The sequence below is a fragment of the Paenibacillus rhizoplanae genome, from assembly GCF_042684125.1.
Classification (GTDB): Bacteria; Bacillota; Bacilli; order Paenibacillales; family Paenibacillaceae; genus Paenibacillus_AQ; species Paenibacillus_AQ rhizoplanae.
The window spans coordinates 34,148-57,013 of sequence record NZ_JBHUKY010000103.1 but is presented as its reverse complement, the minus strand read 5'-3'; the positions used below and the strand labels follow the sequence as shown (position 1 = coordinate 57,013).

General features: G+C 46.7%; 39 protein-coding genes. 2 read left to right on the top strand and 37 right to left on the bottom strand.

The window, feature by feature from the left end; all coding sequences use genetic code 11:
* Positions 1-224: 224 nt before the first annotated feature.
* The 35 genes from rpsI to ACFSX3_RS31725 form a co-directional block, all read right to left on the bottom strand.
* A complete protein-coding gene (rpsI, locus tag ACFSX3_RS31895; protein ID WP_039298720.1) occupies positions 225-617 on the bottom strand; it encodes a 30S ribosomal protein S9 in 393 nt (130 codons plus the stop codon).
* A 20-nt stretch (positions 618-637) separates the two neighbouring features.
* On the bottom strand, positions 638-1,075 hold the full coding sequence (gene rplM / locus ACFSX3_RS31890) for a 50S ribosomal protein L13 (protein WP_209994340.1): 438 nt from the start codon (positions 1,073-1,075) through the stop codon (positions 638-640).
* 231 nt (positions 1,076-1,306) lie between these two features.
* Entirely contained in the window at positions 1,307-2,086 is a 780-nt protein-coding gene (truA, locus tag ACFSX3_RS31885; protein ID WP_209994339.1) for a tRNA pseudouridine(38-40) synthase TruA, read from the bottom strand.
* A 179-nt stretch (positions 2,087-2,265) separates the two neighbouring features.
* Positions 2,266-2,631: a 50S ribosomal protein L17 gene (gene rplQ / locus ACFSX3_RS31880; RefSeq protein WP_019908254.1), complete on the bottom strand. Its 366-nt coding sequence runs from the start codon at positions 2,629-2,631 to the stop codon at positions 2,266-2,268.
* A gap of 42 nt (positions 2,632-2,673) precedes the next feature.
* On the bottom strand, positions 2,674-3,618 hold the full coding sequence (locus tag ACFSX3_RS31875) for a DNA-directed RNA polymerase subunit alpha (protein ID WP_036692422.1): 945 nt from the start codon (positions 3,616-3,618) through the stop codon (positions 2,674-2,676).
* Between the two features lie 131 nt (positions 3,619-3,749).
* Positions 3,750-4,145, bottom strand: a complete 396-nt coding sequence (gene rpsK / locus ACFSX3_RS31870; RefSeq protein WP_019908251.1) for a 30S ribosomal protein S11 — start codon at positions 4,143-4,145, stop codon at positions 3,750-3,752.
* 19 nt (positions 4,146-4,164) lie between these two features.
* A complete protein-coding gene (rpsM, locus tag ACFSX3_RS31865) occupies positions 4,165-4,533 on the bottom strand; it encodes a 30S ribosomal protein S13 (RefSeq protein WP_036721817.1) in 369 nt (122 codons plus the stop codon).
* Between the two features lie 19 nt (positions 4,534-4,552).
* Positions 4,553-4,666 (bottom strand): 50S ribosomal protein L36, encoded by a 114-nt coding sequence (gene rpmJ / locus ACFSX3_RS31860; RefSeq protein ID WP_026688601.1) that lies wholly within the window; start codon positions 4,664-4,666, stop codon positions 4,553-4,555.
* Between the two features lie 53 nt (positions 4,667-4,719).
* Positions 4,720-4,935, bottom strand: coding sequence for a translation initiation factor IF-1 (gene infA, locus ACFSX3_RS31855; protein ID WP_018753971.1), 216 nt, complete (start codon positions 4,933-4,935; stop codon positions 4,720-4,722).
* Positions 4,936-4,937: 2 nt separating this feature from the next.
* Positions 4,938-5,246: a KOW domain-containing RNA-binding protein gene (locus tag ACFSX3_RS31850; RefSeq protein ID WP_209994338.1), complete on the bottom strand. Its 309-nt coding sequence runs from the start codon at positions 5,244-5,246 to the stop codon at positions 4,938-4,940.
* An 11-nt stretch (positions 5,247-5,257) separates the two neighbouring features.
* Positions 5,258-6,010 carry a type I methionyl aminopeptidase gene (gene map / locus ACFSX3_RS31845; protein ID WP_209994337.1) on the bottom strand — a complete coding sequence of 251 codons (753 nt, stop codon included), beginning with the start codon at positions 6,008-6,010 and terminating at the stop codon, positions 5,258-5,260.
* A 4-nt stretch (positions 6,011-6,014) separates the two neighbouring features.
* Entirely contained in the window at positions 6,015-6,659 is a 645-nt protein-coding gene (locus tag ACFSX3_RS31840) for an adenylate kinase (protein ID WP_209994336.1), read from the bottom strand.
* Positions 6,660-6,757: 98 nt separating this feature from the next.
* On the bottom strand, positions 6,758-8,056 hold the full coding sequence (gene secY, locus ACFSX3_RS31835) for a preprotein translocase subunit SecY (RefSeq protein WP_209994335.1): 1,299 nt from the start codon (positions 8,054-8,056) through the stop codon (positions 6,758-6,760).
* Entirely contained in the window at positions 8,056-8,496 is a 441-nt protein-coding gene (gene rplO, locus ACFSX3_RS31830) for a 50S ribosomal protein L15 (RefSeq protein ID WP_036692409.1), read from the bottom strand. The genes secY and rplO overlap by 1 nt, the downstream gene beginning before the upstream one ends.
* 41 nt (positions 8,497-8,537) lie before the next feature.
* Positions 8,538-8,723 carry a 50S ribosomal protein L30 gene (gene rpmD, locus ACFSX3_RS31825; RefSeq protein WP_209994334.1) on the bottom strand — a complete coding sequence of 62 codons (186 nt, stop codon included), beginning with the start codon at positions 8,721-8,723 and terminating at the stop codon, positions 8,538-8,540.
* 14 nt (positions 8,724-8,737) lie between these two features.
* Positions 8,738-9,235 (bottom strand): 30S ribosomal protein S5, encoded by a 498-nt coding sequence (rpsE, locus tag ACFSX3_RS31820; protein WP_036652980.1) that lies wholly within the window; start codon positions 9,233-9,235, stop codon positions 8,738-8,740.
* Positions 9,236-9,261: 26 nt separating this feature from the next.
* A complete protein-coding gene (gene rplR, locus ACFSX3_RS31815) occupies positions 9,262-9,630 on the bottom strand; it encodes a 50S ribosomal protein L18 (protein ID WP_173140480.1) in 369 nt (122 codons plus the stop codon).
* A gap of 84 nt (positions 9,631-9,714) precedes the next feature.
* Positions 9,715-10,257, bottom strand: a complete 543-nt coding sequence (gene rplF / locus ACFSX3_RS31810; RefSeq protein ID WP_209994333.1) for a 50S ribosomal protein L6 — start codon at positions 10,255-10,257, stop codon at positions 9,715-9,717.
* A 30-nt stretch (positions 10,258-10,287) separates the two neighbouring features.
* Positions 10,288-10,686, bottom strand: a complete 399-nt coding sequence (gene rpsH, locus ACFSX3_RS31805; protein ID WP_036692403.1) for a 30S ribosomal protein S8 — start codon at positions 10,684-10,686, stop codon at positions 10,288-10,290.
* Positions 10,687-10,718: 32 nt separating this feature from the next.
* Complete coding sequence (locus ACFSX3_RS31800; RefSeq protein WP_036589425.1) at positions 10,719-10,904, bottom strand: type Z 30S ribosomal protein S14; 186 nt, start codon at positions 10,902-10,904, stop codon at positions 10,719-10,721.
* 44 nt (positions 10,905-10,948) lie between these two features.
* Positions 10,949-11,491: a 50S ribosomal protein L5 gene (gene rplE / locus ACFSX3_RS31795; RefSeq protein WP_209994332.1), complete on the bottom strand. Its 543-nt coding sequence runs from the start codon at positions 11,489-11,491 to the stop codon at positions 10,949-10,951.
* 30 nt (positions 11,492-11,521) lie between these two features.
* Positions 11,522-11,875 carry a 50S ribosomal protein L24 gene (gene rplX, locus ACFSX3_RS31790; RefSeq protein WP_209994331.1) on the bottom strand — a complete coding sequence of 118 codons (354 nt, stop codon included), beginning with the start codon at positions 11,873-11,875 and terminating at the stop codon, positions 11,522-11,524.
* A gap of 56 nt (positions 11,876-11,931) precedes the next feature.
* Positions 11,932-12,300 carry a 50S ribosomal protein L14 gene (gene rplN, locus ACFSX3_RS31785; RefSeq protein WP_036680556.1) on the bottom strand — a complete coding sequence of 123 codons (369 nt, stop codon included), beginning with the start codon at positions 12,298-12,300 and terminating at the stop codon, positions 11,932-11,934.
* A gap of 39 nt (positions 12,301-12,339) precedes the next feature.
* A complete protein-coding gene (rpsQ, locus tag ACFSX3_RS31780; RefSeq protein ID WP_209994330.1) occupies positions 12,340-12,606 on the bottom strand; it encodes a 30S ribosomal protein S17 in 267 nt (88 codons plus the stop codon).
* A 43-nt stretch (positions 12,607-12,649) separates the two neighbouring features.
* A complete protein-coding gene (gene rpmC, locus ACFSX3_RS31775; RefSeq protein ID WP_019908232.1) occupies positions 12,650-12,847 on the bottom strand; it encodes a 50S ribosomal protein L29 in 198 nt (65 codons plus the stop codon).
* Positions 12,837-13,271, bottom strand: coding sequence for a 50S ribosomal protein L16 (gene rplP, locus ACFSX3_RS31770; RefSeq protein ID WP_209994329.1), 435 nt, complete (start codon positions 13,269-13,271; stop codon positions 12,837-12,839). The genes rpmC and rplP overlap by 11 nt, the downstream gene beginning before the upstream one ends.
* Positions 13,272-13,273: 2 nt before the next feature.
* A complete protein-coding gene (rpsC, locus tag ACFSX3_RS31765) occupies positions 13,274-13,939 on the bottom strand; it encodes a 30S ribosomal protein S3 (protein WP_209994328.1) in 666 nt (221 codons plus the stop codon).
* A 13-nt stretch (positions 13,940-13,952) separates the two neighbouring features.
* Positions 13,953-14,285, bottom strand: coding sequence for a 50S ribosomal protein L22 (gene rplV / locus ACFSX3_RS31760; protein ID WP_154970576.1), 333 nt, complete (start codon positions 14,283-14,285; stop codon positions 13,953-13,955).
* A gap of 31 nt (positions 14,286-14,316) precedes the next feature.
* Positions 14,317-14,595 carry a 30S ribosomal protein S19 gene (rpsS, locus tag ACFSX3_RS31755; protein ID WP_209994327.1) on the bottom strand — a complete coding sequence of 93 codons (279 nt, stop codon included), beginning with the start codon at positions 14,593-14,595 and terminating at the stop codon, positions 14,317-14,319.
* Positions 14,596-14,672: 77 nt separating this feature from the next.
* Entirely contained in the window at positions 14,673-15,503 is an 831-nt protein-coding gene (rplB, locus tag ACFSX3_RS31750; RefSeq protein WP_036692392.1) for a 50S ribosomal protein L2, read from the bottom strand.
* 27 nt (positions 15,504-15,530) lie between these two features.
* Positions 15,531-15,824 (bottom strand): 50S ribosomal protein L23, encoded by a 294-nt coding sequence (gene rplW, locus ACFSX3_RS31745; RefSeq protein WP_209994326.1) that lies wholly within the window; start codon positions 15,822-15,824, stop codon positions 15,531-15,533.
* Positions 15,824-16,447, bottom strand: coding sequence for a 50S ribosomal protein L4 (rplD, locus tag ACFSX3_RS31740; RefSeq protein ID WP_209994325.1), 624 nt, complete (start codon positions 16,445-16,447; stop codon positions 15,824-15,826). Before rplD ends, rplW begins: the two co-directional genes overlap by 1 nt.
* Positions 16,448-16,472: 25 nt before the next feature.
* Positions 16,473-17,096, bottom strand: coding sequence for a 50S ribosomal protein L3 (gene rplC, locus ACFSX3_RS31735; RefSeq protein WP_036692386.1), 624 nt, complete (start codon positions 17,094-17,096; stop codon positions 16,473-16,475).
* Positions 17,097-17,139: 43 nt separating this feature from the next.
* Entirely contained in the window at positions 17,140-17,448 is a 309-nt protein-coding gene (rpsJ, locus tag ACFSX3_RS31730; RefSeq protein ID WP_036652923.1) for a 30S ribosomal protein S10, read from the bottom strand.
* A 237-nt stretch (positions 17,449-17,685) separates the two neighbouring features.
* Positions 17,686-18,405 carry a Crp/Fnr family transcriptional regulator gene (locus ACFSX3_RS31725; RefSeq protein ID WP_209994324.1) on the bottom strand — a complete coding sequence of 240 codons (720 nt, stop codon included), beginning with the start codon at positions 18,403-18,405 and terminating at the stop codon, positions 17,686-17,688.
* A 154-nt stretch (positions 18,406-18,559) separates the two neighbouring features.
* Here ACFSX3_RS31725 and ACFSX3_RS31720 point away from each other — a divergent pair, with 154 nt between their 5' ends.
* Positions 18,560-19,015 (top strand): V4R domain-containing protein, encoded by a 456-nt coding sequence (locus ACFSX3_RS31720; RefSeq protein WP_209994348.1) that lies wholly within the window; start codon positions 18,560-18,562, stop codon positions 19,013-19,015.
* 33 nt (positions 19,016-19,048) lie between these two features.
* Entirely contained in the window at positions 19,049-19,390 is a 342-nt protein-coding gene (locus ACFSX3_RS31715) for a cupin domain-containing protein (protein ID WP_209994323.1), read from the top strand.
* A gap of 92 nt (positions 19,391-19,482) precedes the next feature.
* Here the strand turns inward: ACFSX3_RS31715 and tuf are convergent, their stop codons facing one another.
* Positions 19,483-20,673: an elongation factor Tu gene (gene tuf, locus ACFSX3_RS31710; protein WP_209994322.1), complete on the bottom strand. Its 1,191-nt coding sequence runs from the start codon at positions 20,671-20,673 to the stop codon at positions 19,483-19,485.
* A 110-nt stretch (positions 20,674-20,783) separates the two neighbouring features.
* Positions 20,784-22,862, bottom strand: a complete 2,079-nt coding sequence (gene fusA / locus ACFSX3_RS31705) for an elongation factor G (protein ID WP_209994321.1) — start codon at positions 22,860-22,862, stop codon at positions 20,784-20,786.
* Positions 22,863-22,866: the final 4 nt, after the last annotated feature.

Sequence of the window (22,866 nt, the reverse complement as noted above, 5' to 3'; positions counted from 1 at the left end):
ATATAGAATACTCGCTTACTGGCAGAGATACTATACTCATGTCAAATCTATTTTAACATTTATGGTACATTATGTAGATTCGGACTGGCCATATAAAAACTGAGTAACCATTAGTCTGGAGGGATATATATGGGCAAAATATAGTCACGGATAGATATGTGGGCAAAATTAAAGCCCCTGACCACGAGGGCCAAGGGCTGAAATTCGTTGATGCTATGCGATTCTTAACGTTTCGAGAACTGAGGAGCACGACGAGCGGCTTTGAGGCCGTATTTCTTACGTTCCTTCATACGTGGGTCACGAGTCAGGAAGCCGGCTTTCTTCAGCGCACCGCGATATTCAGGGTCTACTTTGAGCAATGCACGGGAGATCCCGTGACGGATAGCGCCAGCTTGACCGGAAATGCCGCCACCGTGTGCAAGCACGATTACATCGTAGTTGCCCAGATTTTCAGTCAGGTTCAAAGGTTGTCTTACGATCATCTTCAGTGTTTCTACACCGAAATATTCGTCCATCTCACGTTTGTTAATGACAATGCGTCCTTCACCCGGTACAAGGCGAACACGTGCTACCGAATGTTTACGACGACCTGTCCCATAGTATTGTACTTGTGCCATGAAACTGTCCTCCTTTATTCTTATCCGCGAAGTTCGTAAACTTCAGGTTTTTGTGCTGCATGTGGATGTTCAGCGCCTGCATATACTTTGAGTCTCAGCTTCATGTGATCACCTTGACGAGTCTTAGGAATCATACCATGAACTGCGAATTCAATCATACGCTCAGGTCTAGTCTTGAGCAGTTCTTCCGCAACGGTAACTTTCAAGCCACCTGGGTGCATCGAGTGACGGTAATATTTCTTGTTTTGCATTTTCTTACCTGTGAGGTGAATCTTCTCAGCGTTGATAACAATTACGAAATCACCAGTATCAACGTGTGGAGTGAATTGCGGTTTGTGTTTGCCGCGGATCAGAGCAGCGGCTTCGCTTGCCAAACGGCCAAGTGTTTTGCCTTCGGCATCAATGATGTGCCAATTGCGTTCAACTTCGTTCGGCTTCGCCATGTAGGTGGTACGCATGAATGTTTCCTCCTTGTTCTCGTACGAAAATCATCTGTTTCGTATATCTTGTTTCGCGATTGAATTACAATTTAGTGAGTTAAAAAACTTATTTGTTGGCATTTCCTTGATCGGGGCTGTGGGATAGCCATCAAGAAAACACAACTTTTATATTACAGTATAAACATGACAAGCGCAAGCGATTTTTAAACAATCAGTACTTATTTTCATAAAAAATATAGTATCGGCTGTTTAGTCGTCTATCTCGTCATATTCCACATTCCAGAGTGCCAGCCCTTTAGACACAGCCGTTGGTCCGGCCGCTGCACGATCACAAGCCGCAAGAATGGCAGGCATTCTATCTGCGCTGATTTTACCTTGCCCCACTTGCATCAGCGTTCCCATAATAATGCGTACCATATGCTGCAGAAAGCCACTGCCTGTAATATAGGTATGGATCACTCCCTGGTCAGGAGAGCCCGGGCGGCACATGCTGCGGTCTACTTCAAGATAAGCCTCATAAATGGTCCGCACATGCGAGGTCTTGGTAGACTTCCTGGACGCAAACGAGGTGTAATCATGGGTACCCAGCAGCGCGCTTAGCCCCAGCTCCATCGCAGGAACGTTCAGCTTCATCGGATGATGATGCTGCCAGCGCCGCTGGAACGGGTCCGGGAACCGGTTACCGTTAATCGTGTACCGGTAGGTTTTGCGCTTCGCCCCTCTACGGGAGTGGAACGAGAGCGGAACCTCAGCGGCCTCTGTAACCACGATGTCCTGCGGCAGCCTGGCATTCAGAGCCAGACACCAGCGCTCCAGCGGAATCTGGGAGGAGGTTATGAAGTTAAAAGGTTGGCCATAAGCGTGCACCCCCGCATCAGTCCGTCCTGAGCCCGTGATTTTGAGCCTCTCACCGGTCAGATGGAGAATAGCATGCTCCAGCTTGTCCTGAATCGTATTGCCCTGAGGCTGGGTCTGAAAGCCATCATAATGGGTACCGTCATAATTGACTTTCATCAATAGATTGCGCATTTCATTCTCCTGTTGGTCCATATACTTGAATTGTTCTCAAAAAAAAGAGCCCCGGCGGGAGCTCCTTCTACTCTATACAAGGTGATTCCCGCGGTTATTTGCACGGCAGGGTAATATGCCCTGCAGTACAATAACGTTAAATACGTAAAGCGTACATCCGGAAATCATGGCTTGTGAAACTACGCGCGGTCTACCAGTTCAAGATAAACCATAGGCGCAGCATCGCCACGGCGAGGTCCCAGCTTCAGGATACGAGTGTATCCGCCTGGACGCTCTGTGTAACGTGGAGCAATGTCAGAGAACAATTTTTGGATTGCATCTTGTTCACCATCTACAGTCTCACGACGAACAAATGCAGCTACTTGACGGCGAGCATGAAGATCGCCCTTTTTCGCTTTAGTGATCAGTTTCTCAGCGATGGAACGAACTTCCTTCGCTTTGGCTTCTGTTGTCTGAATACGTTCGTATAGGAACAGATCCGTTACCATATCGCGGAACAATGCTTTACGCGCGCTGGAATCACGGCCCAATTTTTGGTATGCCATTTTGTTTTCCCTCCTTCACTCAAGTCTCAAGAACTCCGGGTACTATTCTTCTGTTCGAAGTCCCAAACCAAGTTCCTCAAGCTTCTCTTGAACCTCTTCCAAAGATTTGCGGCCCAAGTTACGAACCTTCATCATATCTTCTTCAGTTTTCGTAGTCAGCTCTTGCACGGTATTAATACCGGCACGTTTGAGGCAGTTGTAGGAACGGACAGAAAGATCAAGCTCCTCGATAGTCATCTCAAGTACTTTTTCTTTTTTGTCTTCTTCTTTTTCAACCATAATTTCGGCGTCTTTCGCTTCATCCGTAAGACCTACGAATAGAACGAGGTGCTCGTTCAAAATTTTGGCTCCAAGGCTAACGGCTTCTTCCGGTCGGATACTGCCATCTGTCCAAATCTCCAGCGTCAACTTGTCGTAGTTAGTCACTTGACCAACACGGGTATTATCAATACCGTAATTCACACGTGAAATAGGAGTGTAGATAGAGTCAACTGGAATTACACCAATTGGCTGATCGTCGCGTTTGTTCCGGTCCGCTTGGACGTAGCCGCGACCACGGCCTGCAAAAATGCGCATGTGCAGTCTCGCACCAGGTCCCAGCGTTGCAATATGAAGATCCGGGTTCAGGATCTCAACATCGCTGTCCGCACGGATATCACCTGCGGTAACGATGCCTTCTCCTTCAGCATCAATCTCGAACACTTTCTCTTCGTCCGAATGAATCTTCAGAGAAAGAGCTTTAAGGTTCAGGATGATTTCCGTCACATCTTCCATTACGCCGGGAACGGTCGAGAACTCATGCAGAACGCCGTCAATTTGGACCGAAGTCACTGCGGCTCCCGGAAGGGAGGAAAGCAAGATCCGGCGAAGCGAGTTCCCCAGAGTCGTGCCATATCCACGTTCCAGCGGTTCAACTACGAATTTCCCATAGGTTCCATCATCATTGGCTTCTACGGTCTCAATCTTCGGCTTTTCGATTTCTATCACGAGTGTACCCCTCCTTCAAACGTCGCTCCTATATGAAACAGTCACCCCATCAGGTGTATCATGTAGTATGCCTAAACACCTATTATTAGCAGATGCGTCAGAATTATACCACAATCACAATTCTGATTGTACTAAACGCGGCGACGCTTCGGCGGACGGCATCCATTGTGAGGAACCGGAGTAACGTCTTTAATGAGGTTTACTTCAAGACCAGCGGCCTGAAGGGAACGGATGGCTGCTTCGCGGCCCGCGCCCGGTCCTTTAACCATAACTTCAACGGACTTCATGCCGTGTTCCATAGCTGCCTTAGCAGCTGATTCGGCTGCCATTTGCGCTGCAAATGGAGTCGATTTACGGGAACCTTTGAATCCTTGACCGCCGGAGCTTGCCCAGGAAATTGCATTCCCGTGAGGGTCCGTGATCGTAACGATAGTGTTATTGAACGTGGAACGGATATGTGCCACGCCAGACTCGATATTTTTCCGGTCGCGACGTTTCGTACGTACGACTTTTTTCGGTTTAGCCATTGTCTCTTATCACCTCTTCTTATTTCTTTTTGTTTGCTACAGTACGACGCGGGCCTTTACGAGTACGAGCATTGGTTTTGGTACGTTGACCGCGAACAGGCAATCCACGACGGTGACGAACACCGCGGTAACAGCCGATCTCAGTAAGACGCTTAATATTCAAGGAAATTTCACGACGAAGGTCACCTTCAACCTTAACCTCTTTGTCGATCGTTTCACGCAGTTTGCTGACTTCATCTTCCGTCAAATCACGGACACGTGTGTTAACGTCAATGCCTGTTTCATTAAGAATTTTCTGGGAAGTCGTTTTACCGATTCCGAAAATATAAGTCAAGGCGATCTCAACGCGCTTATCACGTGGCAAATCCACTCCAGCTATACGAGCCATTTTACGCTACACCCCCTTCTTAACCTTGTTTTTGTTTGTGTTTCGGATTTTCGCAAATTACCATAACAGTCCCTTTGCGGCGGATGACTTTGCATTTTTCGCACATGGGCTTTACAGAAGGTCTTACCTTCATGTTAATTACCTCCTCAAAGTTTCGCGAAGCAAAACTTTTGTTGTAGTTCCCATCTATTTACGGTAAGTTATACGGCCTTTTGATAAATCATAAGGCGATAACTGCACGACCACTTTGTCTCCGGTTAGGATACGGATAAAGTGCATCCGCAATTTCCCGGACACATGGGCAAGTATTTGATGACCGTTCTCAAGCTCAACCTTAAACGTTGCGTTAGGCAACGGCTCAATAACCGTTCCTTCTACCTCAATGACGTCTTCCTTAGCCACAGTTAGTCTCCTTTCTCATTAGCACTTTTTCCAGCGGGCACTCCATACTTCATCACTGCAAACCGCAGCTTTCCGTTGGTGACCCGGCCGGTTTCTTCCAAACTGTCTACAATCTCACTGCTGATGAAGGGTATGAGCTCCAAGTGCTGAATATTCTTCTTCTTTGGACTGTCAAACTTACGTTTGTCCCCGTCAGCAATATATACAAATCTGCTATCCACAACTGCGATAACAACGGCAGCCTCTCCGGCATCCTTGCCTTTGAGAATTCTCACGATTTGACCAACCTGCGGGCTGCTCCCAGTATTCACGTGAAGATCACCTACGCATTCAGTTTTGTGAAAATCTCCATGCCGTCCGGTGTAACTGCTACTGTATGCTCGAAGTGAGCACATAGTGAGCCGTCTACCGTAACGACTGTCCAGTTATCTTCCAGCGTTCTGACATATCGGTCTCCTGCGTTAACCATCGGCTCAATGGCGAGTACCATACCCGGCTTCAGACGTGGTCCGCGGTCCGTTATGCCATAGTTCGGAATTTGCGGTTCTTCATGCAGTTCTGCCCCAATGCCATGGCCAACATACTCGCGGACAACGGAGAACCCGGCGTCTTCAATGTATGCTTGGATTGCATGGGAGATTGTAAACAAGCGCACATCCGGTTTGACTAACGCCAGTCCAGCGTACAGGGAGCCTTCCGTGACATCCAGCAGACGCTGAGCCTCTTCGGAAATGCTGCCCACCCCGTATGTCCAGGCGGAATCACCGTGATAACCGCGGTACTCAGCACCGATGTCCAGCGTAACGATGTCGCCTTCTACCAGTTTGCGTTTCCCAGGAAATCCATGCACCAATTGTTCGTTGACTGAAGCGCAAATGCTGGCAGGAAAACCGTTGTAGCCTTTGAAAGACGGCACAGCACCCTGACTGCGAATGTACACATCGGCGATTCTGTCGAGCTCACCAGTGGTAATGCCTGGCTGGATGGCCTCAGCAATAAGACGGTGACTCTCGGCAACAATTCGACCAGCTTCCCTCATAAAGACAAGTTCCTGTTCGGATTTGCAAATGATCATTACATTAACCCCGCAGCATAGATACGATTTCAGAAGAAACGACATTGATTTCGTTTTCTCCGTTTACCTGACGCACAAGACCTTTATCGTCATAAAATGCAAGCAGCGGCGCCGTTTTGTTATCATACTCATCCAGACGCTTGCCTACACTCTCTTCGTTGTCATCCGGACGCTGATACAATTCACCGCCATCAATGTCACAGATGCCCTCTTGCTTCGGCGGGTTGAAAATTAAATGGTAGGATGTTCCGCATACTGAGCAGATCCGGCGTCCGGTAAGACGCGCCATCAGCAGTCCGCGGTCCACATTCAAGTTAACAACGTGATCCAGTGAACTCCCAAGCCGGCTGAGGATTTCTCCCAGCGCTTCCGCTTGCGAAAGGGTTCTTGGAAAGCCATCCAATAAAAAACCTTTTTCGCAATCGGACTGCTGCAGCCGTTCTTCAACGATTCCAATAGTCACATCATCAGGTACAAGCAAACCTTCATCGATGTAAGATTTAGCCTTCAGCCCGATCGGTGTTCCCTGCTTGATTGCCAAGCGAAAAGCATCACCGGTCGAAATATGCGGAATACCAAGTTCTTTAACAACAACAGCCGCTTGTGTTCCCTTGCCTGCCCCAGGAGGGCCCATGAATAAAATGTTCACGATTCTCTTCTCCCCCCAAAAGTTCGCCACCAAGCAAGAAACAGCACAATAGGTACCGGGAAGTTTAAAACCTTAGGTACTTCTCCGGAACCTATCGCCTATTTATTGATGAAGCCTTTGTAATGGCGTTTGATCAATTGGCTCTCGATCTGCTTCATGGTATCCAGTGCAACACCAATAACGATCAGGAGTGCAGTACCACCAATCTGTACTTGCTTCGGCAACCCGGACAACGATCCAAATAATACTGGCAGTACAGAGATTAGTGATAGGAACAGCGCACCGGACATCGTCAGACGCGACATTACTCTAGTCAGGTATTTCTCTGTAGCCTTACCTGGACGTATACCTGGAATGTATCCGCCATTCTTTTTCATATTATCGGCCATTTGCTGCGGGTTCATCTGGACAAACGTATAGAAGAACGTAAATCCGATGATCATGACTACATAAAGCAGCATGCCGAGCGGCTTGGTATGATCCAGATTAGCTGAGACCCATTTAGCCCAAGTGTGGGTGGACCAGAAGCTCGATAAAACGATTGGGAATTGAAGCAGCGAAACGGCGAAGATAACAGGAATTACACCAGCCGCATTAATTTTAAGCGGAATGTGCGTATTCTGTCCACCGTACATTTTGTTACCGACTACGCGTTTGGCATATTGTACAGGAATCTTACGGATACCTTGTTGAACAAAGATAACCCCGACAATAATCGCTACAACCACGATCAGTACAATAACGACTTTAAGAATATTCAGGAACATCTGATCCGGCTGAATGAAACTTGATTGAGCCGTAGTTGTGATATATCCCGGAAAGGCGGCGACGATTCCCGCAAAAATCAGGATCGAAATCCCGTTTCCTATACCCTTTTCAGTGATCTGCTCACCTAACCACATCAAGAACGATGTACCCGCCGTTAATATGATCGCAATAAGCAGGTAATCCGCAAAGGTTGCATTTGGAATCATCTCAGTGCCATAAATACGGTTAAACCCGATAGATGTGGCAAACGCTTGAATCAAACCCAGCACTACTGTGCCGTAACGCGTAATTTGCGCCAGCTGCTTTTTCCCGTGTTCCCCTTGCTTAGCCCATTCGGCAAACTTAGGAATAACATCCATCGAAAGCAATTGAACTATGATGGATGCTGTAATATACGGGTAAATGCTGATCGCAAAAATCGAAAAGTTTTTAAGCGCTCCGCCCGAGAAGGTGTTCAAAAGACCCATCAAAGCGTCTCCGCCCTGATTTGCTGTTTGCAGTACTTCTTTGTTCACACCGGGAACCGGTACAAACGAACCGATGCGGTAAATGATCAGAACGAACAGGGTAAACAGGATCTTTTTGCGCAAATCTTCAACATGCCATATATTCTTAAACGTCTTGAACATTAGATCACCTCGGTTTTACCGCCGGCAGCTTCGATTTTCTCTACCGCAGATTGAGAGAACTTATTTGCTTTGACAGTCAATTTAACAGCCAGTTCACCGTTGCCGAGAATCTTGATGCCGCTCTTAGTGTTGCTGACAACACCAGTTTCAAGCAAAAGCTCAGGAGTTACTTCTGTTCCTTCTGCAAAGCTATTCAGATCTTCCAGGTTCACAATCGCATACTCTTTACGGGTAGGATTGACGAAACCACGTTTAGGCAGACGACGATAGAGTGGGTTTTGTCCACCCTCGAAGCCTGGACGTACACCACCGCCGGAACGGGAGTTTTGACCTTTGTGGCCACGGCCCGAAGTTTTACCGTTACCGCTACTTGGTCCACGACCAACGCGGTTGCGTTCTTTACGTGATCCAGGAGCTGGAGCAAGTTCATGTAACTTCATCGTTTGCACCTCCTTATGTTTGTTAATTTATGTGAGGCTTTTTAGCCTTCAATTTCAGTAACGGACAGTAAGTGGCCCACTTTGTTGATCATCCCGCGAATTGCAGGAGTGTCGTTGTGAACCACGGACGAGTTGGTTTTGCGCAGGCCGAGCGTCTTAACAGTAACACGTTGTGTTTCTGGACGTCCAATTACACTGCGTACGAGGGTAATTTGCAATTTTGCCATTGACTTTCCCCTCCTTAACCGCGTAATTCTTCGACAGATTTGCCGCGAAGCTTCGCGACCTCTTCAATGCGCTTCAGACGGGAAAGACCCTCTAAAGTTGCATTGACCATATTCATGGAATTCGAAGAACCCAAAGATTTTGTCAAGATGTCGCCAACGCCTGCCAATTCAAGCACCGCACGAACCGGTCCACCAGCGATAACGCCGGTACCTTCAGATGCTGGTTTCAGCAGAACGCGTCCTGCGCCGAAATGTCCAGTAACCAGGTGAGGAATCGAAGTTCCTACGATTGGAATGTGGATCAGGTTTTTCTTGGCGTCTTCAATGCCTTTACGGATGGCATCCGGAACTTCGCCGGCTTTACCGATACCAGCACCAACGTAGCCGTTGCCGTCGCCCACAACAACAAGTGCACTAAAGCTGAAACGGCGTCCGCCTTTTACAACTTTTGCAACACGGTTGATGTGTACAACTCTTTCTGTCAGTTCTAAACTGTTCGGATCTACACGCAAGTCGTTAACCTCCTTTTAGAAATATTCTAGAATTCAAGACCAGCTTCGCGAGCTGCGCTAGCCAGAGCCTGAATCCGTCCATGGTACAAGTATCCACCGCGGTCAAATACAACCACTGCATAACCCTTTTCTTTGGCACGCTCAGCGATCAATTGACCCACTTTGCTTGCAGCTTCAACGCTGCCGCCATTTCCGATTGTAGCACTCAATTCCTTATCCAGCGTGGAGGCAGCTACGATAGTTACGCCTGTCACATCATCGATAAGTTGAGCATAGATGTGTTTCGAAGAACGGAACACATTCAAACGTGGACGCTCAGTAGTACCCTGGATCTTCTTACGAACACGCAGGTGTCTTTTGAGACGAGCCTTGTTTTTATCCTCTTTTGTAATCATGTCTTCCCTTTCACTCCCTTCAGTTTGCCGTAAACAGCTTCACTTTAAGATGCGCGGGGTATCTTACAATTAAGGTAGAGCTGGTTATTTCTTCTTACCAGCTTTACCTTCCTTGCGGATGATACGCTCGCCTTCATATTTGATACCTTTACCTTTGTATGGTTCAGGTTCACGTACGGAACGAATTTTGGCAGCATAAGCGCCAACGCGTTCTTTATCAATCCCTCTAACGATGATCTTCGTGTTCGCAGGAACATCGAACTCGATACCCGCTTCCGGTGTAATTTCAACCGGGTGGGAATAACCAACGTTCAGTACGATTTTATCTCCGGATTTGCTTGCACGATATCCGACCCCAACCAGTTCCAGAGATTTCGAGAAACCTTCAGTCACACCACTCACCATGTTGTTGACAACGGAGCGGGTTGTGCCGTGAAGTGAACGATGCATTTTGTTGTCCGACGGGCGAACAACAGTGATTTCGTTATTTTCAACTGTAATCTTCATGTCTTTATGAAGCTCACGAGTCAAAGTGCCTTTAGGACCTTTTACTGTAATAACGGTGTTGTCCAAAGTGACATCTACACCGCTAGGTACTGCGATTGGTTTGCGACCAATACGAGACATGTGTTGCACCTCCTTATCTTGTGACGTTTATTACCAAATGTAGCAGACAACTTCTCCGCCGGATTTAGATTGACGAGCTTCTTTGTCGGTCATAACTCCCTTAGATGTGGAGATAATCGCGATTCCAAGGCCACCGAGTACACGAGGCACTTCATTGCTCTTCGTGTATACGCGAAGACCTGGTTTACTGATTCTTTTCAGACCAGTGATAACGCGTTCCTGGCTTGGGCCGTATTTCAGGAAAATACGGATAATCCCTTGTTTGCTATCTTCAACGAATTCAGCATCACGAATGAAGCCCTCACGCTTCAAGATGTCCGCGATTTGTTTTTTCATAGTAGAAGCAGGCATTTCTACTGTCTCGTGACGCACAGTGTTGGCGTTACGAATACGAGTAAGCATATCTGCAATAGGATCAGACATAGTCATGTGTGTAAACCTCCTTCCCGTTTATAAACTTCTTACCAACTTGCTTTTTTCACGCCAGGAATCTGGCCTTTATAAGCTAATTCACGGAAACAAATTCTGCAAATTTTGAACTTTTGCAGTACCGAATGTGGACGACCGCAACGCTCGCAACGTGTATATGCACGTACTTTGAACTTAGGCTCGCGTTGTTGTTTAACTTTCATTGAAGTCTTTGCCACTTAGACTGACACCTCCTAAACATTTTCGGAGAAAAGGATGATTCTTATTTTATGAAAGGCATTCCCAGCTGATTCAGCAGCTCACGGGATTCCTCGTCCGTCTTTGCAGTTGTTACAATAACGATGTCCATACCGCGGACCTTATCCACTTTGTCATATTCGATTTCCGGGAAGATCAATTGTTCTTTAAGACCCAGTGTGTAGTTACCGCGGCCATCAAAGGCTTTGCTGGAAATACCACGGAAGTCACGAACGCGTGGAAGCGTTACGTTGATCAATTTATCCAGGAAGTAATACATACGCTCGCCGCGCAGTGTTACTTTAACCCCGATCGGCATATTTTCGCGCAGTTTAAAACCGGCGATGGATTTCTTTGCTTTGGTGATGATTGGCTTTTGACCAGTGATCAACTGCATGTCGTTAACTGCAGCGTCAAGTACTTTGGAGTTTTGAACAGCGTCACCCACACCCATGTTGATGACGATCTTCTCGATCTTAGGCACTTGCATAACTGTTGTGTAGTTAAACTTCTGCATCAAAGATGGTGTGATTTCATTCAGAAAACGTTCTTTCATTCTTGCTGCCATGAAGATTTACCTCCTTTCATTAGGACTGTATTAGTCGATAATCTCTCCGGATCTTTTTGCTACCCGAACCTTCTTACCGTTATCTAGTACTTTATAGCCGATACGCGTAACTTTCCCGCTCTTCGGATCAATGTGCATTACGTTGGACACATGGATCGTAGCTTCCTGCTCGATGATTCCGCCTTGCGGATTCAACTGGTTAGGCTTCTGGTGTTTCTTCACCATGTTCACGCCTTCTACCAGGACGCGGTTTTGACGAGGATAAGCAGCGATGACACGGCCTTTTTTACCTTTGTCTTTCCCGCTGATCACAAGTACCACATCATCTTTTTTCACGTGCAGTTTATTGTTATGGGATTCCAGAACTTTTTTAACTCTAGGCATTCATTACACCTCCTATAACTGACCTTTTCAAGTACACCCGAGCATCACTCGAATTTTTAGATTACTTCCGGTGCCAAGGAAACGATCTTCATGTAGTCCTTGTCGCGAAGTTCGCGGGCAACTGGTCCGAAGATACGTGTTCCGCGTGGGCTTCTGTCGTCTTTAACAACAACAGCTGCATTCTCATCGAATGCGATGTAAGATCCGTCTTTACGGCGTACCGAACGTTTTGTACGAACAACTACCGCTCTAACAACATCACCCTTTTTGACAACGCCGCCTGGTGTTGCTTGTTTAACGGAACAAACGATCAAATCGCCGATTGCCGCTGTACGACGTCCAGTACCACCCAGTACGCGGATACACATCAGTTCCTTCGCACCAGAGTTGTCAGCCACATGCAAACGTGTAAATGGTTGAATCATTATTTTTTCCTCCTTCCGGAAAGGGATCTGCTTTATATCTTAGATGATAACCGCTTTTTCTATCACTTCAACCAGTCTCCACCGTTTGTCCTTCGACAATGGACGAGTTTCCATGACTTTCACGACATCACCAATTTTAGCAACATTCTCTTCATCATGTGCCTTGAATTTCTTCGTGGACTTGATGCGTTTGTGATACAGATTGTGCTTTTTATAGGTTTCAACAGCAATTACGATGGTTTTATCCATTTTGTCGCTGACTACTTTACCGGTCAACACTTTACGTGCATTACGCTCTTCGCTCATAGTTAGCCTCCTTCCTGATTACGGATTAAGCATCCGCCGTCACTTAACTAATCCCAAGTACTCTTTGATGGATAACGGTTTTAGCACGAGCTATTTCCTTACGCACATCACGAATCCGAGTCGGGTTATCCAGTTGGCCTGTTGCCAATTGAAAACGGAGATTGAAAAGTTCTTCCTTGAATCCGGCGATTTTCTGTTCAATCTCAGCAGTGGTTAAGTTGCGAAGTTCATTAGCTTTCATTTGCTTCACCACCCAATTCTTCACGTTTCACAAACTTAGTCTTTACAGGCAGCTTGTGAGCGGCAAGACGCATCGCTTCACGAGCGATTTCTTCCGACACGCCTCCGAGTTCGAACATAATCTTACCCGGTTTAACTACTGCTACCCACTTCTCAACGTTACCTTTACCACTACCCATACGAACCTCGAGAGGCTTCTGAGTAATTGGCTTATCCGGGAAAATCTTGATCCAAACCTGACCGCCACGTTTGATGTAACGTGTCATCGCGATACGTGCAGCCTCGATCTGACGGTTAGTGATCCAAGATGGCTCCATAGCCTGCAGACCATATTCGCCGAAGTTGAGCTCGGTTCCGCCTTTTGCCATACCTCTCATGTGACCGCGTTGTTGCTTGCGGTGTTTAACGCGCTTTGGTACCAACATAATTAGTTGCCTCCTTCCTGAGCAGCATGTTTCTTAGCTGGGGGAAGAACTTCTCCACGGTAGATCCATACTTTTACGCCGATAAGGCCGTAAGTTGTATGTGCTTCAGCTGTTCCGTAATCGATATCAGCACGAAGCGTATGAAGTGGAACTGTTCCTTCGCTATAGCCTTCTGAACGGGCAATCTCAGCGCCGCCAAGACGTCCGCCAACCTGAGTTTTAATTCCCTTTGCGCCGGAACGCATAGTTCTTTGAATGGCTTGTTTCAGAGCACGACGGAACGATACGCGACGTTCCAGCTGTTGTGCAATGCTTTCAGCAACAAGAATAGCATCCAGTTCAGGGTGTTTAATTTCATTGATGTTGATGTGTACTTTTTTACCGCCGGCGATAGTTGTAACTGCGCTGCGAAGTACTTCTACTTCTGCTCCGCCTTTACCAATTACCATACCAGGCTTGGCAGTGTGAATTGTAACGTTCACTCGGTTTGCCGCTCTTTCAATCTCGATGCGGGAAACAGAGGAATCTTTCAGCTTGCCTTTAAGGTATTCCCGGATTCTAACGTCTTCCATTAAAAGAGTACCGAAATCTTTGCCTGCATACCATTTTGATTCCCAATCGCGAATAATACCGACTCGGAGTCCTACTGGATTTACCTTTTGACCCACGTGTTATCCCTCCTTATTTCTCAGATACCACCAAAGTAATGTGGCTGGTACGTTTATTGATCCGGCTTGCGCGGCCCATGGCGCGCGGACGGAAACGTTTCATTGTAGGACCCTGGTTAACGAAAACCTCGCTTACGAATAAGCTGTTAACGTCCATAGAGTAGTTATGCTCAGCATTCGCTATCGCCGAGTTCAGTAGCTTCTCAACAACCGGAGAAGCGGACTTCGGAGTGTGGCGAAGAATTGCAATTGCTTCCCCCACTTGCTTGCCGCGAATCAAGTCAATAACCAGTTTCGCTTTACGAGCGGAAATCCGCACCGATCTTGCATGTGCTTTTGCTTCCATTGTTTTCCCTCCTCTCAAACGAAGACGTTAATTATCTTCTTGTTTTCTTATCGTCACCCGCGTGGCCTTTGTAAGTACGTGTTGGCGCGAACTCGCCCAACTTGTGACCTACCATATCTTCTGTTACGTATACAGGCACGTGTTTGCGGCCGTCATATACACCAAACGTATGTCCGATAAACTGAGGGAAAATGGTTGAGCGACGGGACCAGGTTTTTACTACAACCTTCTTGTCTGTCTCGTTCAAAACCTCAACTTTTTTCAGCAGGTAGCCATCGATGAACGGCCCCTTCTTTAAACTGCGACCCATGTGTGAATCCTCCCTTCATCTGGTTCTTCAAAACCGCGAATCGACGCTTCGCGCTTAACTAACTTGCCTGAAGCGTCTTATTTTGTGCGGCGACGAACGATATATTTATCAGATGCTTTGTTTTTCTTACGCGTTTTGTAGCCAAGGGTTGGTTTGCCCCAAGGTGACATTGGCGATTTCCGTCCGATTGGAGCGCGGCCTTCACCACCACCGTGTGGGTGATCGTTAGGGTTCATGACAACACCGCGTACTTCAGGACGACGTCCGAGCCAGCGGCTGCGTCCGGCTTTACCAATCTTGATCAGTTCGTGATCTCCGTTACCTACGGCTCCGATAGTCGCACGGCAAACGCTGAGGATTCTGCGAACCTCACCCGAGTTCAAACGAACAGATACGTATTTATCTTCTTTACCAAGCAACTGGGCTTCAGTACCAGCAGCACGAACCAATTGTCCGCCTTTGCCAGGTTTCAGCTCGATGTTGTGGATAACTGTACCTACCGGGATGTTGATCAGCGGAAGGCTGTTACCAATTTTGATGTCTGCAGCAGGGCCAGACTCAACTTTATCCCCAACCTTAAGGCCTTTAGGAGCGATGATATAACGTTTCTCTCCATCAGCATAGTGGATCAAAGCAATATTGGAAGTACGGTTCGGGTCATACTCGATTGTAGCAACGCTACCTGGTATGCCGTCTTTAGTCCGCTTAAAGTCAATGATACGGTATTTACGCTTGTGTCCGCCGCCATGGTGACGAACCGTAATTTTACCTTGGTTGTTGCGTCCTGCATGTTTGAACAGCGGGGACAGCAACGATTTCTCTGGCTGGTTTGTTGTAATTTCTTCAAACGTAGACACAGACATGTTGCGTCTTGCCGGAGAGGTCGGTTTGTACTTTTTGATTGGCACTATAGTTTCCTCCTTACTTTAAGAGTATTATTCTACCGCTTCAAAGAATTCAAGCGGCTTGCTGTCCGGGGTAAGTCTAACGATGGCTTTTTTCCACTCCGGAGTATAACCGGAATATTTGCCATAACGCTTCAGTTTACCAGGCACGCGCATTGTATTCACACTAACGACTTTAACTTTAAAAATAGCCTCGACAGCTTTTTTGATTTCGGTCTTGTTAGCACGGATATCCACTTCAAAAGCGTACTTCAGTTCGCTCATGTATTCGGATGTGCGTTCCGTAATCACTGGACGCTTAATTATATCACGAGGATCTTTCATTACGCGAACACCTCCTCTACCTTCAGAACTGCTTCTTTAGTGATAATCAGTTTGTCGTACGTCAGTACGTCAAGAACATTGATGCCGTCAGCCGCTACGAATTTCACCCCAGGGATGTTACGTGCGGAAAGTGCTACATTGTCATCATAGCTAGGAGCTACGATCAGGGCTTTACCGCCCACTTTAAGGTTGTTCAGAATAGCTGCGAATTCTTTCGTCTTCGGAGCATTCAAAGTCAGGCTATCCAATACGATGATGTCATTCTCAAGTACTTTTGAGGACAACGCGGATTTGATGGCCAACCGGCGAACCTTCTTAGGCAATTTCCAGGAATAGCTGCGTGGTGTGGGTCCGAAGACTACGCCGCCGCCTTTCCATTGTGGAGAACGAATGGAGCCTTGACGAGCACGACCTGTACCTTTTTGCTTCCAAGGCTTACGTCCGCCGCCACGCACTTCAGAGCGTCCTTTTACTTTGTGTGTACCGCGACGAAGGGAAGCTCTTTGCATAAGTGCAGCTTCATGCAGCACATGTACATTCGGTTCGATACCGAAAACTGAATCACTCAGTTCAACTTCGCCAACTTCGTTACCACTAGTATTGAAAAGTGTTACTTTTGGCATTTCATGTTCCTCCTTTCTTCAGTAATTATTTCTTAACGGTTTGTTTAACTTTCACGAAGCTGTTTTTCGGGCCCGGAATAGCGCCTTTAACCAGCAGTACATTACGTTCTACGTCAACTCGGATAATTTCAAGCTTTTGAACCGTTATGGTCGTGTGACCCATATGTCCTGGCAGGCGTTTGCCCTTAGGAACACGGTTAGCCTGAATGGAACCCATCGAGCCCGGTCTTCTGTGGTAACGCGATCCGTGTGCCATTGGTCCGCGGCTTTGTCCCCAGCGTTTGATGTTACCCTGGAAGCCTTTACCCTTCGAAGTACCTGTTACGTCAACAAACTCGCCTTCAGCGAAAATGTCAGCCTTAAGCTCTTGTCCAACCTCGAGTGACCCGAGGTCAACACCGCGAATTTCGCGAACGTAGCGCTTAGGTGTTGCATTTGCCTTTTTGGCGTGACCCTGTTCAGGCTTGTTGGAGCGACTTTCCTTTTTATCGGAAAAACCCAACTGCACTGCTTCATATCCGTCGATATTCAGGTCTTTCTTTTGCAGTACCACACAAGGACCAGCTTCGATAACAGAAACCGCGATTACGTTACCTTCTGGAGTAAACACTTGAGTCATACCGAGTTTTTTTCCTAAGATACCTTTCAATGTTGACACCTCTTTTCTTTTCCTGGTTACTTAATGAATTGAATTACAATTTGATTTCGATATCTACACCGGACGGTAGATCCAAGCGCATCAAGGCATCCACAGTTTGTGGTGTTGGGTTCACAATATCGATCAAACGTTTGTGAGTCCGTTGCTCAAACTGTTCACGGGAATCCTTGTACTTGTGTACCGCACGGAGAATGGTAATGATTTGCTTCTCAGTTGGCAGCGGAATCGGCCCGGATACGCTAGCACCCGAACGTTTTGCTGTTTCAACGATTTTCTCTGCGGATTGATCAAGAATTCTGTGGTCGTATGCTTTCAAGCGAATACGAATTTTTTGCTTTGCCATTTTAGTCCCTCCTTCTATCGCCCAATTTATTATCGGACATACTCCGTGAAAATTTTCCGACGTCGACTCCATGGCAAAGGGGCCGGGTGTGTCAGTAACCTCTCACATCATCGCAACGTCTCAGAACAACATTTATTATTATATCTAATAGGCGGCTATATTGCAAGAGCCTTTGCATAACAAATCACTTTTTCTAGAAAAAAAATTCAAAAAACTCTTAATTCTCTCTTCAAATTGTTAATTGTTGATTTCTGCGAGCTGAATTAGTGCCTCCATCTCCAGAATATTCACTGTTCTTTTATGCATAGCGATGATCTTCAGCGCTTCGAGCTTGTTCAGCTTACGGCTTAGGGTCTCAGCGGTTGTACCAATCATCGCGGCCACCTCTTTTTGAGCCGATGGCAAATCTACGGAATGTATCAAAGCCTGCTTAAGCACAACCGGTTCCGGTAGATTCCGCGTGTACAGGTAGACCAGAAGTCGGGCTAACCGTTTTTCCACCTCTAACATATGCAGTGCACCTGCAGTTTCTTCAGCCAGATGCAGCTGCTCACTAACAGACATCAGAAAGCTGAACGCCAGGCCCGCATTCTGCTCCAGTAGAGGAATGAAATCCTTACGGTGCATCCGACAGACCACTCCACTCTCAATAATCTCCGCCGTTACATCATTATTTTTATTATGCAGCAGGGCAAACTGTCCGAAGTAATCCCCTGGAAAAAGAAAGCGGACAATATGCTGCTTGCCTTCTTTGCTGTTCTTCGTCAATTTGATAAGACCGCTATTCACCACAAACAAGGCTTCGGACGGCTCCCCCTCTCTACAGACCTGGCTACCCTTTTTATAGGAGTGTGATTCTGTAATTGATTCTATGATAACCAGTTCCTCATCAGACAAGCCCCTGAATACCGGAACCTGACGCACACAAGCATGAGAGCTGCACGTATTACATTCCATCAGCCTTCCTCCTTTACTGTCGCTTATTCCAACATATCAATGATTGAAGCACTCCCAGGTGACCGAACGCACAGATTTTCATGAAACTTGATCTATATCAAGGATTAACGTGCAGGCTGTCTATACAATAGGTTTATAGAGAGAAAAGGAGTTGATGTGCTTGCAGCAATACACTTTTGAGGATATGCGCCAGATGAATAGAACAACTCTGGGTAATATGGTACCCCTTGAATTATTTCGGACCATTCGTCTAATTGGAATGAATCAGGGATTACCGTTAGGCGGAAAGGGAACTACTGTTACCATTGGCAGAAAGATCGGCGAGAGCTTGCCTGTCCATTCCGTTGAAGAGCTACTGCAGATCTTTGAGGAGCTCAAAATCGGGATTCCCCGAATTGTTCATTCCGATGAGCGCAGGATTAATATTGCTGTTGACGATTGCTTCTGTAAAGGATTACCTTCCCTTGAGGATGAAAGAATGGTCTGTGATTTAGAGGGAGCTATCATTGAAGGTGCGCTGTGCCGAATTCTCGGCCGCAAGGTTTCCGTGAAAGAGATCAAATGTAATGTCACCGGTCATGAGCATTGCGAGTATGAAGTTAAGCTTTAAACAATACTAATTTAATGAAAGCAGGGATTTATAATGGAAAAGAAAAATATATCTGAGGCAGTACAGTATCAAGAGGAGCGCTTTACCAAAAAGATCATTTTTCAAAAAGGGGATAGCGTTGTGTTCGTGCTTAATTTCATGCCTGGGCAGAAGCTGCCCGTCCACAAGCACCCCGGAGCAGATGTCTACATCCTCGCCTTACATGGTGACGGTGCCATTCATGTTAATGAGGAAGAGTTCTCCTTTGTCCAAGGGGAGACCATCTACATCGCCGGTGACGAGTCATTCGCTTATACGAATACTAGTTCATCCCCGTCCAGCCTTCATGTTGTTCTATCCAAGCTGCCAAGCCCGGAATACGCGAAGGAAATCTAATTCCTCGACCATGGTTTAAAAACAAAACAGGCCCCCTTCAATGAAGGGGGCCTGACTTATATCCTGGCCTATCCTAACGGATAGAGCCCGAATTATTTCTGGATAGAAGCTACGGAACCGGCACCAACTGTACGTCCGCCTTCGCGAATGGAGAATTTAGTACCTTCTTCAATAGCGATTGGGGAGATCAGGGAAACAGTTACAGTGATGTTGTCACCAGGCATAACCATTTCAGTACCTTCTGGCAGGTTGATGATGCCAGTTACGTCAGTTGTACGGAAGTAGAACTGTGGACGGTAACCAGTGAAGAATGGTTTGTGACGTCCGCCTTCTTCTTTAGTCAGAACGTAGATCTGAGCAGTGAACTCAGTGTGTGGCTTAACGGAGTTCGGCTTAGCCAATACTTGGCCACGCTCGATCATGTTACGGTCAACACCACGCAGCAATGCGCCGATGTTGTCGCCAGCTTGAGCGGAATCAAGCAATTTACGGAACATTTCCACGCCAGTAACTACAGACTTCTTAGTTTCTTCGTGAATACCAACGATTTCGATTTCTTCTCCGACTTTAACTGTTCCGCGTTCTACGCGACCAGTTGCCACAGTACCGCGGCCAGTGATGGAGAATACATCTTCGACAGGCATCAAGAAAGGCTTGTCAGTCTGACGTTCTGGAAGTGGGATATATGTGTCGATCGTTTCGAACATTTCAACGATCTTCTGTGCATATTCGCCATCAGGGTTCTGAAGAGCTTCACGAGCAGATCCACGGATGATTGGAGTATCATCGCCTGGGAAGTCGTATTCGCTAAGCAGATCGCGAACTTCCATTTCAACCAATTCAAGCAACTCTTCGTCCTCAACCATGTCGCATTTGTTCAGGAATACAACGATGTAAGGAACGCCTACTTGACGGGACAGCAGGATGTGTTCACGAGTCTGTGGCATAGGGCCGTCAGCTGCGGATACAACCAGGATAGCTCCGTCCATTTGCGCTGCGCCAGTGATCATGTTTTTAACATAGTCGGCGTGTCCAGGGCAGTCTACGTGAGCGTAGTGACGGTTAGGAGTTTCATATTCAACGTGAGCAGTGGAGATAGTGATACCACGTTCGCGTTCTTCAGGAGCCTTATCGATTTGGTCGAATGCTACAGCAGCGCCACCGTATTTTTTGGACAATACAGTAGTGATTGCAGCAGTCAGAGTTGTTTTACCATGATCGACGTGACCAATAGTACCAATGTTAACGTGTGGTTTGTTACGTTCAAACTTTGCCTTTGCCATTTTGAACAGTTCCTCCTTATTGTGGGGTCCATATAGTTGAGCCGTCCGTCTACATGCAATTCTAAGATGACTTATGAGATATACCCGGACGGCAAGTTAAAAACTCTAAATTATTCTCCGCCTTTGTTCTTGGCTGCGATTTCTTCTGCAATACTTCTTGGAACTTCTTCATAGTGAGAAAGCTCCATCGAGAATACGCCGCGTCCTTGAGTACCGGAACGAAGTGTCGTAGAGTAACCGAACATTTCGGAGAGAGGCACCTTAGACCGGATAATCTGAGCTCCACCACGGGAGTCCATACCTTCGATCTTACCGCGACGGGAACTAAGCATCCCCATAACATCGCCCATATACTCCTCAGGAACAGTTACTTCAACTTTCATGATTGGCTCAAGCAGGACAGGTTTACACTTGTCTTTTGCAGCCTTAAGCGCCAATGATCCGGCAACTTTAAATGCCATTTCATTGGAGTCAACATCATGATAAGAACCATCTACGATAGTGGCTTTAACATCAACAAGCGGGAAGCCTGCGATAACACCATTTTTCATAGCTTCTTCAATACCTGCAAGTGCAGGAGCGACATATTCTCTAGGTACAGAACCGCCGACTACTTTACTTTCGAATTGGTTGCCAGTACCAGCCTCGAGAGGTTCGAATTCAACCCATACGTGACCATATTGACCGCGTCCGCCGGATTGACGAACGAATTTACCTTCGACGCGAGCAGGTGCATTGAATGTTTCACGATAAGCAACCTGTGGTTTACCAACGTTAGTTTCAACGTGGAATTCACGGCGCATACGATCAATGATGATATCCAAGTGAAGTTCGCCCATACCTGCCAGGATAGTTTGGCCAGTTTCTTCATCAGTATGAGCACGAAGAGTTGGATCTTCTTCGGTCAGCTTACCGAGAGCAACGCCCAATTTATCTTGGTCGGCTTTGGTTTTTGGTTCAACAGCGATTTCGATAACCGGATCAGGGAAGTTCATGGATTCCAAGATAATTGGATTCTTCTCATCACACAGAGTATCGCCCGTGCTTGTATCTTTCAATCCTACTGCAGCAGCGATGTCACCAGAGTACACGATGGAAATCTCTTGGCGGCTGTTCGCATGCATTTGTAGAATACGGCCGATACGCTCACGTTTGTTCTTAGTAGCATTGACTACGTATGATCCGGACTCCAGAACACCGGAGTAAACACGGAAGAACGTAAGCTTGCCCACATAAGGGTCTGTCATGATTTTAAATGCCAAAGCTGAGAATGGCTCTTCATCCGAAGAATGGCGAACCCCTTCAGTTCCATCATCATGATGACCAATAATAGCTGGAACATCAAGAGGGGATGGCAAGTAATCAACAACAGCGTCCAACATAAGTTGAACCCCTTTGTTACGGTAAGAGGACCCGACAATTACAGGGAAAATCTTAACTTCACATACGCCTTTGCGCAATGCAGCTTTGATTTCTGCAACTGTAATTTCTTCGCCTTCAAGGTACTTCATAGTAAGCTCTTCGTCAAGTTCAGCAACTTTCTCGACTAACTCAAGACGAAGCTCCTCAACCTTTGGAAGATATTCTGCAGGAATATCTGTAACTTCAATGTTTTGACCCATATCGTCCTTGAACATATGAGCTTTTTGCTCGATCAGGTCAATAATACCAATGAAGTCATTTTCTGCGCCGATCGGCAATTGAATAGCAACTGCATTCGCCATCAAACGATCACGCATAGAATCAATTACATTAAGGAAATCAGCACCGATAATATCCATTTTGTTGACATAGGCGATCCGCGGAACACTATAACGGTCAGCTTGTCTCCAAACAGTCTCGGACTGAGGTTCAACGCCCTCTTTGGCGCTAAATACGCCTACTGCTCCATCCAATACACGCAAGGAACGTTCAACTTCAACGGTGAAGTCAACGTGTCCTGGGGTATCAATGATATTAACGCGGTTACCCTTCCAAGCAGCGGTGGTAGCAGCGGAAGTAATAGTAATTCCGCGCTCCTGTTCTTGCTCCATCCAGTCCATTGTAGCAGCACCCTCGTGAACTTCACCGATTTTGTGCGTACGGCCTGAATAGAAAAGAATCCGCTCTGTGGTAGTAGTCTTACCAGCATCAATATGTGCCATGATCCCGATATTACGTGTATTTTTTAAGGAGAACTCTCTTGCCATGAAA